The 12,948-nt window shown below is 70.4% G+C and carries 10 protein-coding genes; 2 read left to right on the top strand and 8 right to left on the bottom strand.

Translation table 11 applies throughout. The features are described 5' to 3' along the window. Positions 1–34: 34 nt before the first annotated feature. From ABJI51_RS39545 to ABJI51_RS39530, 4 genes are all read right to left on the bottom strand, one after another. Positions 35–1,327 (bottom strand): ArsB/NhaD family transporter, encoded by a 1,293-nt coding sequence (locus ABJI51_RS39545; protein ID WP_348956288.1) that lies wholly within the window; start codon positions 1,325–1,327, stop codon positions 35–37. 16 nt (positions 1,328–1,343) lie between these two features. Continuing rightward, the gene (locus tag ABJI51_RS39540; protein WP_348956287.1) at positions 1,344–1,790 is read right to left on the bottom strand and encodes a CBS domain-containing protein; all 447 of its coding nucleotides are present in this window, start codon (positions 1,788–1,790) and stop codon (positions 1,344–1,346) included. A gap of 39 nt (positions 1,791–1,829) precedes the next feature. Then, entirely contained in the window at positions 1,830–3,035 is a 1,206-nt protein-coding gene (locus ABJI51_RS39535; protein WP_348956286.1) for a cation:proton antiporter, read from the bottom strand. Between the two features lie 408 nt (positions 3,036–3,443). Then, a complete protein-coding gene (locus tag ABJI51_RS39530; RefSeq protein WP_348956285.1) occupies positions 3,444–3,761 on the bottom strand; it encodes a hypothetical protein in 318 nt (105 codons plus the stop codon). A 208-nt stretch (positions 3,762–3,969) separates the two neighbouring features. Here ABJI51_RS39530 and ABJI51_RS39525 point away from each other — a divergent pair, with 208 nt between their 5' ends. Further along, on the top strand, positions 3,970–5,961 hold the full coding sequence (locus ABJI51_RS39525) for a hypothetical protein (protein WP_348956284.1): 1,992 nt from the start codon (positions 3,970–3,972) through the stop codon (positions 5,959–5,961). A gap of 251 nt (positions 5,962–6,212) precedes the next feature. Here the strand turns inward: ABJI51_RS39525 and ABJI51_RS39520 are convergent, their stop codons facing one another. From ABJI51_RS39520 to ABJI51_RS39505, 4 genes are read right to left on the bottom strand one after another with little or no spacing between them, the layout of a single operon-like run. Further along, positions 6,213–7,193, bottom strand: coding sequence for a prenyltransferase/squalene oxidase repeat-containing protein (locus ABJI51_RS39520; RefSeq protein ID WP_348956283.1), 981 nt, complete (start codon positions 7,191–7,193; stop codon positions 6,213–6,215). Next, positions 7,190–7,858: a class I SAM-dependent methyltransferase gene (locus tag ABJI51_RS39515; protein ID WP_348956282.1), complete on the bottom strand. Its 669-nt coding sequence runs from the start codon at positions 7,856–7,858 to the stop codon at positions 7,190–7,192. The genes ABJI51_RS39520 and ABJI51_RS39515 overlap by 4 nt, the downstream gene beginning before the upstream one ends. Beyond that, a complete protein-coding gene (locus ABJI51_RS39510) occupies positions 7,852–9,090 on the bottom strand; it encodes a glycosyltransferase family 4 protein (RefSeq protein ID WP_348956281.1) in 1,239 nt (412 codons plus the stop codon). Before ABJI51_RS39510 ends, ABJI51_RS39515 begins: the two co-directional genes overlap by 7 nt. Beyond that, positions 9,087–11,780 (bottom strand): tetratricopeptide repeat protein, encoded by a 2,694-nt coding sequence (locus ABJI51_RS39505; protein WP_348956280.1) that lies wholly within the window; start codon positions 11,778–11,780, stop codon positions 9,087–9,089. Before ABJI51_RS39505 ends, ABJI51_RS39510 begins: the two co-directional genes overlap by 4 nt. A gap of 93 nt (positions 11,781–11,873) precedes the next feature. Here ABJI51_RS39505 and ABJI51_RS39500 point away from each other — a divergent pair, with 93 nt between their 5' ends. After that, entirely contained in the window at positions 11,874–12,803 is a 930-nt protein-coding gene (locus ABJI51_RS39500; RefSeq protein WP_348956279.1) for an alpha/beta hydrolase family protein, read from the top strand. Positions 12,804–12,948: the final 145 nt, after the last annotated feature.

The raw sequence follows: 12,948 nt of genomic DNA, 5'->3' as shown, positions 1-12,948 counted from the left end.
AAATGGCACCCCAGTCCGGTCAGGTCGAGCAGGGTCAGCCGAAGACGAAGTAGCGCAGCCACAGGTACGGCGCGGCGATCAGCACGGTCAGCAGCGTCACCTGCGCGCCCTTGCGGGTGAACTCCCAGAACGAGATCGGGCTGCCGGACCGCGCCGCGATGCCCAGCATCACGACGTTGGCGCTGGCCCCGATCGCCGTCATGTTGCCGCCGAAGTCCGCGCCCAGCGCCAGCGACCACCACAGGGCCTGCGAGTGCGCCGGGTCCGGGATGTCCTGGGTCAGCGCCAGCACGAGCGGGCTCATCGTTGCCACGTACGGGATGTTGTCGATCACGCCGGACAGCACCGTCGAGACCACCAGGATCAGCATCACCGCGACCAGCGCGTTCCCGCCCGTCGCCTGCGCCGCCCACTCGGCCAGCGTGCCGATGACGCCGGTCTTGACCAGCGCGCCGATCATCACGAACAGCCCGGCGAAGAACAGCAGCGTCTCCCACTCGACGCCGGCCAGGTAGTCCCGCGGCTCCACCCGGGAGATCAGCACCAGCACACCCGCGCCCAGCAGCGCGACGACCGACGGCTCGACGTGGATCAGCGAGTGGCCGACGAAGGCGGTGAACACCGCGAGCAGCACGATCCCGCACTTGAGCAGCAGGCGGTGGTCGCGGATCGCCTCGCGCTCGTTGAGCCGCATGACCGAGGCGGCGCGCTCCGGGTCGACGGCGAAGGAGCCGCGGAACACCCAGCGCAGCGCGAGGGTGAACGCGACTACCTCGATCGCGACGATCGGGGTCATGTTGAGCAGGAAGTCGTTGAACGACAGGCCCGCGCGGCTGCCGATGATGATGTTCGGCGGGTCACCGATCAGTGTCGCCGCGCCGCCGATGTTGGACGCCAGCACCTCGGCGATGAGGAACGGCGTCGGCTTGATGTCGAGCCGGTCGCAGACCAGCAGGGTGACCGGCGCGATCAGCAGCACGGTCGTCACGTTGTCCAGGAACGCCGAGGCGACCGCCGTGATGAGGACCAGCAGCACCATGATCCGCAGCGGCGAGCCCTTGGCGCGCTTGGCCGCCCAGATGGCGACGTACTCGAACACGCCGGTGCGGCGCAGCACGCCGACGATGACCATCATCCCGAACAGCAGGAAGACGACGTCCCAGTCGATGCCGGTGTCGTGGGAGTAGAACGCGTCCGCCGAATCGGTCACCCCGAACGCCAGCACGACCCCGGCGCCGGCCAGCGCGACCGCGGTCTTCGGCAGCTTCTCGGTGGCGATGAAGACGTAGGCGACGACGAACACCGCGATGGCGAGGACCGTGCTCATCGCCCCGCCGCCCCGGTCAGCGGTGCGTGAGCGCCAGCTCCAGCAGCCGGGACGCGGATATCACGCCGAGCAGGCGCTTGTCCTCCATGACCGCCACCAGCGGGCAGCGCAGGCGGGCCATGATCGCCGCGACCTCCACGATCGTGTCGTCGGCCTGCACCCGCGGCAGTTCCGAGGGCTTCTCCGGCAGCAGCGTGCGGACGGTCCTGCCGCCCAGCTTGTCCGCGACCCGGTCGGCCATCGACTCGTCCAGCACCCCGGCCAGTGACGGGTCGTCGCGCACGTAGCTGGGCACCAGGAACCGCACCACCTGCGACGCGGGCAGGATCGACTGCGGGCAGCCGCCCCGGTCGGTCACCACGATGCCCGGCAACCGGCGCTCGGCCAGCAGGCGCACCGCGTCCAGGGCATCGGAGTCCAGGTCGACGACCGGGTACTCCTCGGCCATCTCCACAGCATGCATCCGCCCAGCGTACGGCCCCGCGGCCGGGTTCGTGGCGCACTAGCCGGTCCTCCTGTCGGTTTCTTGACGCCCGGTGGGCAGGTTGTCCGGCGGCTCGAAGCTCAGCACCTTCGCCACCGGAACGTCGGTCGAGGAGTGCAGCACGATCGACAACGCGATCGTCACCGCGACCAGGTCGAACACCAGCTCCGCGTCCGGGATGCCCGACTGCAGCGCCAGCAGCCCGTAGACCACGGACGCGAAGCCTTTCGGGCCGAACCACGCCGCGGCCGCGCGCTCACGCCCCGCCAGCGGCGTCCGCAGCAGCGACAGCGCCATCGCGGCCGGCCGGACCAGCACGATCGCCACCACCGCCAGCACCCAGCCCCCGATACTCAGGTGCGAGAGCCGGTCCGGGGTGATCAACGCGCCGAACACCAGCAGCGCGGCGAACTTGGTGATCTCCGACAGCAGGTCGCCCAGCGGCTCGAAGTGCTCGGCGGCGACCTTGTCCAGCGTGGCCAGCGTCGACCCGGCGGCGAACGCGGCCAGGTACGGGTTGGCGTGGGTCAGGTGGCAGGCGGCGTAAAGCATGACGGCGATCGCCAGCGGCCCCAGCGCCTGCAGCCGCGGCTCGGCGGTGAGGATCCTCAGCCGCCACGCGAGGGCGACCAGCGCGGGGATCGCGATCCCGAGTACCAGGCCGAGGACCAGCTCGATCGCGACGGTGCCCAGGTGCGACTCCGCGTGCGTCGCGGTGGCCAGGAAGATCAGCACGAACGGCAGGGCCAGGCCGTCGTTGAGCCCGGACTCGACGTTCAGCAGCCGCCGCAGCCGCAACGGCACGTCGTCCCGCCCGACGATCGCCGCGGCGAACACCGGGTCCGTCGGCGACAGGATCGCCCCCAGCAGCAGCGCGGTCGGCCAGTCCAGCCCGACCAGGAAGTGCGCGGGCACCGCAATGCCGACCATGGTGAGCGGCATGCCCAGGCCCAGCGCGCGCCCGGACAGCCGCCACCCCTCACGCAGGGCGCGGACGTTCGCCCGCTGCCCGTCGGTGAACAGCACGGTGAACAGGGCAATGTCGGCAAGCGCGGTGACCAGCGGATCGTGCGGGGCGATGTGGACCAGGCCGAGCCCGCCCTGGCCGATCAGTGCCCCGGCGAGCAGGAACAGCAACGCTGTCGAGAGCACCGTCCGCGCGGCGACACCGGACAGGGACACGCTGATGAGCAGAACGACGCCGAACGCCAGTACGAGCGCCATGGAAGAACCGTCCTCAAGTCGGGTCCTCCACCCCCTCCGGGCGGAGGGCCGACCAGACTTCCCGGCGCTCCACGCGTAAAGATGCCGCAAAGACCCAGGCGAAGCAAACCGAATGGAGCCGCGACCCGGCCGCCGGTGCGGCGACGTGCGGTCGGCTTTTACCCTCGCGAAGGGTCGCCTACTGACCGCGATCCAGCCGCTTGTGGGCGGACCGCAGTGCGGCGACCAGCACCAGGAACGTCGCGATCAGACCGAGCGACCCCCACAGCTGCGACATGATCACTCCGCTCGGCCCAGGACTGCGTGACCGCAATCACTCGTATGCGGGGAGTGTAGGCCCGGGCGGCAAAAGGTCCAAGCCACCGACGCGGTTGTGCGCACCCACCTCACTGTGTCGATGAGGAGGCCTCACATCGATTGCCACGACTTCGAGGGCTCTCGCGTGGACTCGCTTAGCGTGACCACTCGGTCGTTGTCACCGTCGTTGCAATCACTGGCGACCTCGACATGCCCAAACGGCCCGGCGACTGCGGCGGGCCGCAGTGTGACGGCTCGCCCTTGACCTCGGCCTGCGGTTCCTGATGCGCAGGCGGGCCGGTCCTTGTCTTCCTCCAGGCGCTGCTTGTCACGGTTGATGAAGTAGCGGCGGACGCCGACCACGGTGGTCACGTTGAGTCCGGTGAGCAGGGACGAGCGGGTGTTGTTCACTGCGGTCAGCCAGTCCACGCGGAGAACTCCGGGCGCTGCGGGCCGACGGCCCATTCCGAGAGCGGAACTCCGGCGAACCACCCCACCGCGCCGAGTGTCACGACAATCGCGGCCGCCGCTCCCGTTGCCCGTCAAAGCTGGAGTTTCATGGGCACCATTTGACCGCATCGCGTCGGTCGTTGCTCATATCGGGGTCCGCAGGCAGAATGGGCGTGGGGGGCTTCTCGTGCCCGGTATCGGGTCATTCCGGCCGGGAAAGCGGGGAGAGGAGAAGGGCGAGTTACAGTCCAAGACGGACCCGGTCCTGATTGCCTGGCGCCGGCAACTCGGTGAGGCCGTGGTGACCGACCGCTATGGCGAGTACGAGGGGCGGCCGGTCAGGATCGTCTCGGTGGCCGACGGCGGAACGTCCGTCGACTATGAATTTTCGGTGGCCTCCTGGCGGTCGGCGCTGCACCGGTCGTGCACCGGAAACAAGTTCGGATATTGGGTGCGAGCCTGGGCTTGGCTCCTGATCCGGTTCCCGATCGTGCTGGCCCTCGTCATGGGGCCCGATCTGCGGGATCTGCCGGAGTTTCGCAGGTGGACCGGCTCGCTGTCGTGGCGCTGGTGGCAGATTCGCCGAGGTCTCGACAGTACGGTGCGCTCTTTCCCGTACGGCTCTCTGGCCCGGTTCGTGTGGCGGTTCGTGCTGCTGACGTCGGTCGTCGGCGTCCTGGCGATGGTTGCCCTGTCCGGCGCACTGGGGGCCGCAGGCGTTGGAGTGACGATCTTCTTGGTGCTGTGCTGTGGGTGCACGTCAGGCGGTGGAATGCTCTACCAGGTGGTTGCCGCGGCACGCGGTGGTCCGGAACGAGTGGTGATCGCGCATTCTCTCGGCGGCTACCTCTCGTATCAGGCGTTCCAGACGATTCCACGTCCGAAGAAAAAGCGCGCCACAGTGACTTTCACCAGTGTGGGCTCAGGGCTGCGGCCGGTGCACATCCTTTCTTGCTTGCGAAGCAACGTGAAAGCGGCCCTGCTCACCGGCTATGTGGTGGTGGCGGGTCTGATTCTGATACCGGAGGTTGTCCGGTTGATTGCCGGGCTCGCCGGTCTGCTCGGTATCAACGGCCTGGTCTTGTTCGCCTGGGGGCAACTCGCGGTGGAGCCCTGGGCTCTCCTGAGCGACCCAGCCGGATGGCGTGGCCCTGGCGCAGTTGTCACGGACAGCTGGCAGCAGTTGATGCACCTGCAGACGAACGCCCTGCAGGGGCCCGCGGGGGTTCTTGCGACCGTGGTGCTGGTGCTGGGTAGCGTGGTCGGCCTGCTTCTGCGCGAGGAGTTCACCGAGGCCGGGATACCTCTCCCACTGAACTCCGGCTTCTCCTGGCGGGCGTATCTCTCACCACACGATCCCGTGGCCAGGCTCACCTACCCGGGGGAGGGCTGCACAGTCGTTCCCGTCGCCGAGGTTTCCGTGCCCTTCCTCGACCACGTCCGGCCCTTTCACCGCCACGGGCACAGCCTGACCGCCGTGCTTCTCGCCGTTGACCTCCTCGAAGCCGGCCGCCTCAAGACCCCCGACCTCGGGTCGATCCGGTCGGCAGGCGAACGTGCCAATGCCCAAAACTACGCCAGGTCACTGCGGAGACGTCGGCTCTACGGCATGGCGTCCCTCGTTGTTGCCTTCACCTGTCTGGGGCTCGCCGGCGGCGGACGTACTTCGCTCATGTCAGCGCTCTGGAGCGCCCTCGGAGGCTGGGCGATCCTGCTCGGCGGCTTCTGGCTCACGGCCCGGTACTCGGTACGACGGTGGGTCGCTCGAGCGCTGGCGGGTCCTACCGCAGACACCGGTGCCATACCCGATACGCGCCCCCGAGTCATCGTGGCCCTCCGGCTCGTGGCGCTCGGCATTGCGGTCCTGGGAGCCGCCGAGTGGGTTGCGGTCGGCCATTTGCCCGGCACGGCGGTTGCCTTGCTCGGCCTCACACTTTGCGGACCCGTACTTGTCACAGCAGGCGTTCTGACGGGGGCCGGGTACGAGCGGCTGCGGCTGGTCGCCGGAGTCGCGGCCACGTGCGCTGCGTTGTGCCTGCTGTTCTTGCCGGTGTTGCCGGGTGCCGGGCTGCCGGCAGGTAAACCCGGCATCGTGCTGGGGGGCATCGCCGCTTGTGAGGCTCTGTTGGCGTGGTGCCACTGCCGGAGAGGCGCTCGGATGCGTCCACGGACGGCGTGAGCCGGCGGGACTCCTGCTCGTGCCTTGTCCCGCGCGCGGTCACGTCGCACCGTTCCCGCGGCCGGCCGAGGAATTCGCGTGTCATCTGCCGGCGAGGATGATCGTTCCACCGCGCTACGTCGAGGCGTTTTCGGCGTGCGGGGTCGTTCCGAGCGCCATGCGGATGGTCGCTTCCTGCGCCACGCCCGGGGCTGCTGCCAGTCAGCGCTGATGTCCCGCCGGCGCGGGACAGCCAGGGCGCTCACCCTGCCTCATCGACTCCGCGTATGGCCGGGTGAGCGTCCGAATGTCGTGGTGGTCGCCGTGTCGTGGTGGATGGCGGCGTGGGCGAGGAGGGCGGCTCCGGCGGTCCAGGTGGTGCGTTCCTCGGGCCAGATGGTGCGGGTGCGGTAGTTGTAGCCGGTCCAGTAGGAGCCGTCGCCGGTGGCGAGGTGGTCGAGCGTGTCCAGCAGCTGCGCAGCGCGGTCGTGGTCGCCGTGGACGGCGAGGGCCAGCGCGAGTTCGGCCGTTTCGCCGCCGGTGGTCCAGGGTTCGTGGTGGACGCAGCGGACACCGTGGCCGGGTTCGACGAATTGCGGCCAGCGCGCGTCGAGGTGTGCGGTGCCGAGGATGCCGGTCAGGACGGGGTAGAACCAGTCCATGGCCAGGGGTTTGGGGAGAAACCGGCCGGGACGGTGGACGACCGCGTCGCGGATGCGGGCGGCGGCGGTGGTCCATTCCGGTCGTGGGCAGCCGAGTTCTCCGGCGATGCGGGCGGCGCAGGTCAGTGCGTGCTGGATGCTGCAGTTGCCGGTGAGGAGCAGTTCGGGGCTGAGGGTGCCGTCGGCGCGGCGGCGCCAGTGGACGGTGCCGTCCTCGGCTCGCAAACCGAGCACAAAGGACATCGCGGCGTCGACAGCGGGCCACAGTGTGGTGAGGAACGTGGTGTCACCGGTGGTGCGGTAGTGGTGGTGGACGCCGACGGCGATGTAGGCGGTGAAGTTGGCGTCGCGCGCGAGATCGGCCGGCCGTCCGTCGTGGTATTCGGCGTACCAGGAGCCGTCGGGGTTCTGGGTGCGGGCGAGCCAGTGGTAGGCGGCTGCCGCTTCGTCGTGCCGTCCGGCGGTGTCCAGGCCCATGGCGGCTTCCACGTGGTCCCAGGGGTCGAGTTTGCCGCCGGGGAACCAGGGGATAGCGCCGTCCGGTTGCTGCACCCCGGCGATGAACGCCGCGGTCTTGTCGACGTCGATCATCGCACCGGTTTCCGGGCGTAGAGGACAAGGCTCTTTCCGGCCAGGCGGTCGAGGACGCCGGCGGCGGTGGGCGTGGGCCATGGCCCGGTGAGGATCTCGTGGACCAGCAGGTCGTGGTAGCGGCGGACGAGCCGGGTTTCGCGGTCGACTCCGGCGAGGCATTTCAGCCACCAGTACGGGGTGTGGAGGCCGTGAGCGTAGTGGTGCCCGTCGAGTTCGAGCCCCGTGCCGGTGACGAGGTTTTCGAGCCGTCGGCGGCGGTAGATGCGGATGTGGCCGCCGTCGACCTGGTGGTAGGCGGACGAGAGTGCCCAGCAGATCCGCTCGGGATACCAGCGGGGGACGCTCAGGGCGAGGCGTCCACCCGGAGCAAGAACCCGGACGGCTTCGGCGAGCATCGTCCGGTCGTCCGGCACGTGTTCGAGCACTTCGCTGAGAATGACATGGGTGACCGACGCGTCCGGCAGTGGCAGCCGGGTTCCGTCGGCGCGGATGGCGACCGAGCAGCGGTCGATACCCTTGAGCGCGACCTCGTCGAGGTCGAGGGCGATCGCGGTGGCGCCGCGGCGGTGGGCTTCGCGGGTGTGCCTGCCGGTGCCGCAGCCGATGTCGAGCACGGTGCTGGCGGCGTCGACGCCGAGCCGGTCGAAGTCGATGGTCAGCATGTCCGGCACTCCTCACCGGCCGTGGCCCTGCCGAGGCGGGCGCGGTAGACGGCGACAGTGGCCTCGGCGGTGGCACGCCAGGTGAACTGCTGTGCCCGCGCCGCGCCGGCAGCCCCGAGACGATCTCGGAGCGTGCGGGACGTGAGGACGTCGCGCAGGGCACGGGCGAGTGCGGTCGCGTCGCCGGGCGGGACGTGGAGCGCGGTGTCCGCGGTGACTTCCGGGATGGCGCCGGCGGTGGTGGCCACGAGCGGGGTGCCGCAGGCCATGGCTTCGAGAGCGGGCAGGGAGAAGCCTTCGAACAGCGACGGCACGCAGGCCACCTCGGCGCTGCGGACCAGGTCGGCCAGCTGCCGGTCGGTGAGTCCACTGTGGAACCGGACCGGCGAGGTCAAGCCCAGTTCGGTGAGCAGACGTTCGGTGGGTCCGCCGGGACGGGCGGTGCCGACGACGTGCAGCTCGGCGGAAAGCTCGTCCGGCAGCGCGGCGACGGCGCGCAGCAGCTGCGGCAGACCCTTGACCGGGACGTCGGCGCTGGCAGTCGTGACGATCCGGCCGCGGACACGGGGAACGCACGGATCGGGCCGGAAGACGGCACCGTCGACGCCGAGCGGGGTGACGGTGAGGCGCTCGGCGGGAACGCCCATCCATTCCGTCACCGCCAGACTGCTGGCCGCGGCCGGCGTCATGATCCGGGGGATCCGGCGGGCGACCCGGTGCTGCATGCGCAGGAACCGGTACCAGGAAAGGACTTCCTGGCGACGCCGGACGTCGGCGTCGCGCAGTTCCCATTCGCGGTCGATGGCGACGGGGTGGTGGATGGTCGCGACCAGCCCGGGCAGTCCGAGCAGGCCGTAGCCGAGCCCTTGGTTGTCGTGCACGACGTCGAACGGTCGCCGCCGCAGGTAGGCGCGTGCCCGCAGGGAGAAGGCGAGTGGTTCGGTGAACCGGCCCGTCTTCATCCCGGCGTATTCGAGGATGTTCGGCAGGGTGCGCAGTTCCCGGAGCGCGGGTGTGCGGAACGGGTTGTCCGGCGCATACAGGTCGAGGCCCGGCAGGGGCGTGAAGCGGACGCCGTCGTCGAGGACCGGGTACGGCGGGCCGCCGATGACCTCGACGTGGTGCCCGAGCGCGGCGAGTTCGCGGCTCAGGTGCCGGATGTAGACGCCTTGGCCGCCACAGGTCGGTTTGCCGCGATAGGACAGCAGAGCGATGCGCAGGCGGTCAGTCACGGACGTGGCCGGGTGCGGTCACGGCTGTCCGAGACTGGCCCGGAAAGCCTTCTGGTCGTCGCGGATCGCGTTGGCCCAGAGGCTTTTCGGGCCGTGCACCCGCTCGGACCGGGGTAGCAGCTCGGCGAGTTCGGCCAGTGCCGCGCGCAGGTTCTCCGGCGTGCCGGTCTCGCCGCGCCAGTGGGCGCGAAAGTAGCCGACGGTGATCGTTTCGGGGTGATTCTCCCCGAAAGTGTTTCGCAGAATGTCGTAAAGGCGAGTGAACCCTTCGAGATCGGGGGGGGGGTACCGGTTTTTGCCGTCCATACCAGGATGTTCAGCCGGGTACGCAGAGTGTCGATGTGTTCTGGTCCGAGCACTCGTTCGCGTGACTCGAGAACCTCGTGCCACAGCGCCAGTGCGGTCGGGATGTCCTCGTCCTTGGCCGTCATCAGGGCCAGGTGGTGGCGGGCCATGAGCGTCTGCGGGTCGTCGGCGCCCAGCAGGACGGCGCACCGGCCGGCGAGCACGGAGAACTGCTCGCGCGCGGCGGGCACGTCGCCGGCCTGGTGGGTCCAGTAGGCCAGGTGGTCCTCGAGTTCGAGGGTGGTCCGGTCGTCCGGGCCGAGGACCGCCCGGCTGTCGGCGGCGAGTTCCCGCAGCAGTTCCACGGCTTGCCCGGGATCGCCGGTTTCGCCGAGCGCGCGGGCCTGGCGGCCGGCTGCGCGGAAGGCGAGGGGATGGGTGTCGCCGAGGTCGCGGCTGATCCGCTTCGTCCAGGTGGTCCAGGACGCGAGGTTTTCCGCGTTGATGAGGGATTCCCGCAGGACGAGGCAGGCGTAGGCGTCGTCGTGGCGGCCGGCCTGCCACAGGTGCTCGGCCTCGCTCCGGGCGGCGTAGGCGTGCACGGAATCGTCCGCCTGGTGTTCGGCCATGGGTGCTGCCTCCTCGATCGCCTCGGCGACGGCCGCGTGCGCCTGCTCGCGTCCGATGCCGCCGGGGGCCTGGTCCCACACGTAGTCGGCGACGGTCTGGTAGCGCAGGCCGTAGTGGTCTCCGCCGGTGTCGGTGTGGCCGTGGACGACGAGCGTGTCCAGGCGCGCGATGACCTCGTGCAGCCGCGGGACCGAGCGGGTGCCGCCAAGCCGGGCGACGGCACCGCGCAGCACCCGGAACGGCATGGCCGGACCCGTTCCCGCGGCCGCCAGCACCGCCAGTACTGCCGTGGCGTCCTCCTGCCCGAGGGTGCTGCGGCCGAGGGCACGCTCGATGGCCGCGGCGTGGAACCCGGCGGCACCAGGCGCCGGAGGCGGGCCTGCTGATGTGGTCTTCTGTTCGGCCCGGGCGGTGATCGCCATCCAGTTGCCGCCCGAGCCGCGGAACAGCTCGTCGGTGACCTCGCCGGGCAGACCGCGCCGGGCGACGTATCCGGCGACGTCCTGCCGCGTGGCGGGTTCCAGCGGCAGCGGGGTGAATCCGTCGCCGAGATCGTCCGGTTCGTAGGCTCCGGCGACGACCTGGACGTGGGGCAGCATGGCCAGCGGCCGGGCGATGCGGGACAACACTTCGGGCTTGGTGCTGTCGATGACGAACAGCACTCGGTCGCCGAGATGCTGTAGCGGGCCGGTCAGCATCCGCTCGACCGCGTCGGCGCGGGACCACTCCTCACCGGACACAGCGTCGAGGTAGGTCTCGGCGGCCGCCGGAAACCCGTCGACCGTGCGGGTCAGCTGGGCTGCGAGCTCGCCGGCGATCTGCTCGACGCTCTCCCCGGTCTGCCCCAGCCACGCGGCCTGCACCCTGGGCAGGCCACGGGGCTGGGCGAGCGCGGTGAGCACCGCGGTCTTCCCGGAACCCGCCGGGCCGACGACGGCGACGTGCGCCCCCGCCCCGACCAGCTCGCGCAGCCGCCGGTACGACCTCGTCGGCTGGAACGACCGCGCGGCCAGTGCCGCCACGCCGGCCAGCACCGAGCCGTCGAGGGGCGCGTGCCGGTCGGCGACCGCGGCGTTGCGGGCCAGCCAGAGCGTCGGGTCACCCGAGCCGGGCGCCGTCCCGGTGAACGCGACGTGGCGGGCCTGCTGGTGCGCGCACATCTGGTTGACCGGGTCGCGGACCTCGGCACAGCCGAGCCGGTCCGGGCCGCTCACGGTCCCGTTGCGGATCAGGTAGGTCAGCGACTTGACGAAGCAGCCGCCGAAGGCCGGGCCGTCGCCGGTGGCGGTGAGCAGCTCGAACCGCCGCTCGGCCCGGCTGAGGACATCGATCCACGCCCGGCCCGCCGCTTCGGCCGCCCGCCCGGACTCACACGTGTCCAGCAGCAGCACCAGCCCGTCGATCGCCGAATACCGGCGGAACAGCTCCTTGACCCGCTGTCCTAGCAGGTAGGCCGTGCGCGAGTCGGGGTCCTCCGGCGAGTCCGCGGCCAGCAGGTAGTAGTCGTCTCCGCTGGTCACCCCGTGCCCGGTGAAGGCCAGGACCAAGGTGGCCTCCTGCGCGGACGCCGCCGCGAAGGCTTCCTCGATCGCCGTGTCCAGCTGCGCGGCACCGGGATCGAGCACCAGCGACCGCCCGGGCAGCGCCGGCTCGCACTGACCCGGCTGCGGGGATAGGAGACTCTCGTACAGGTTGCGCGCTTCGCCGGGAAGGAACGACAGCGGTGGCCGTGCGCCCCAGTTGGAGCCGATCACCAGCAGCAGTCTTCCCGGCATGATCCCCACCTTGCTCAACCAGGCACGCTTGGGCAAGCTTGACGCGCACGGTGCGTGATTGCTCACCCGCCGACGGTCGACGAAGGGGAGACGGTGGCCGAGATCGTCCTGGTGCACGGGATCGGGCAGCAGCAGAAGTCGCCGGACACCGTGGAGAGCGAGTACCTGCCGAATCTCGCCGGCGGCATCCGGCTCGCCGGCGACCCCGGCCTGGCCGACCGGATCTGGCGTAACGCCCGGCCCGGCGACCTGTCCGCCCGGGTCGCGTTCTACGGCGACCTGTTCCGCCAGGCCGACCAGCAGGGCGATCAGTTCGACCTCCCACCGGAAGCCGCCGGAATCGCCGCGCAGCTCACCCTGGACTGGGCGCAGCAGATCGCCGACCACGGCACCCGCGAAACCGACCGCGAACGCGCCCGGCGGGCACTGGAACAGGCCGAGGGCACTCTGCCCGACGCACAGGGACTGCGCGCCGGGCTCCGTCCGGTGCTCAACGCCCTGACCCGCATCCGGCCCATGGCCGCCCTCGGGGAAGCCGTCGCGGGACGGCTGCTGCGCACCGCGATCATCCAGGTCAGCCGTTACCTCACCGACGACACGATCCGGGCGGCGGTACAGGACCGCGTCGCCGTCCTCATCGGCCCCGAAACCAAGGTCGTCGTCGGCCACTCCCTCGGCTCGGTCGTCGCCTTCGAAGCCGCGCACCGGCTCGGGCAACCACTGCCACTGCTGGTCACCCTCGGCTCACCGCTCGGGCTGCGGAACATCGTCTACCACCGCGTCCGGCCACAGCCGCCGTCCGTGCCGCCGCAGGTCCGGCGCTGGGTCAACATCGCCGACCGCGACGACCTCGTCGCCGCCGACCTCAACCTCCAGCGGCGGTTCCCCGGCGCCGCCGGGGTGCTCGAAACAACGTACACCGTCGACAACGGCGCCCACCCCCACGACGCGAAGTTCTACCTGACCACAACCGAAGCCGGCCGGCCGGTCGTAGAGACCTTGAGCCGATGCTCAGCCCCGTGACACAGAACGCATTGCTGGAGGCGATGTGACGTTTCCGTCCCGCTCCCCGCCGACGACGAAGACCGACCCGAGGTCCCGGTGCTCGCCGGGGGAATCGGCGAGCTGGAAATGGCACTGCACGCCGTCCTGGGCACCGTCGGTGCCG

Origin of the sequence: Amycolatopsis melonis (assembly GCF_040064235.1) — a bacterium.
Classification (GTDB): Bacteria; Actinomycetota; Actinomycetes; order Mycobacteriales; family Pseudonocardiaceae; genus Amycolatopsis; species Amycolatopsis melonis.
This window is presented reverse-complemented; position numbering and strand designations above follow the sequence as displayed.

What these genes read in the sequence shown, in the direction of transcription:
- ABJI51_RS39545 (WP_348956288.1), bottom strand. Translation starts at nt 1,327, where the DNA reads ATGAGCACGGTCCTCGCCATCGCGGTGTTCGTCGTCGCCTACGTCTTC.
- ABJI51_RS39540 (WP_348956287.1), bottom strand. Translation starts at nt 1,790, where the DNA reads ATGCATGCTGTGGAGATGGCCGAGGAGTACCCGGTCGTCGACCTGGAC.
- ABJI51_RS39535 (WP_348956286.1), bottom strand. Translation starts at nt 3,035, where the DNA reads ATGGCGCTCGTACTGGCGTTCGGCGTCGTTCTGCTCATCAGCGTGTCC.
- ABJI51_RS39520 (WP_348956283.1), bottom strand. Translation starts at nt 7,193, where the DNA reads ATGATCGACGTCGACAAGACCGCGGCGTTCATCGCCGGGGTGCAGCAA.
- ABJI51_RS39515 (WP_348956282.1), bottom strand. Translation starts at nt 7,858, where the DNA reads ATGCTGACCATCGACTTCGACCGGCTCGGCGTCGACGCCGCCAGCACC.
- ABJI51_RS39505 (WP_348956280.1), bottom strand. Translation starts at nt 11,780, where the DNA reads ATGCCGGGAAGACTGCTGCTGGTGATCGGCTCCAACTGGGGCGCACGG.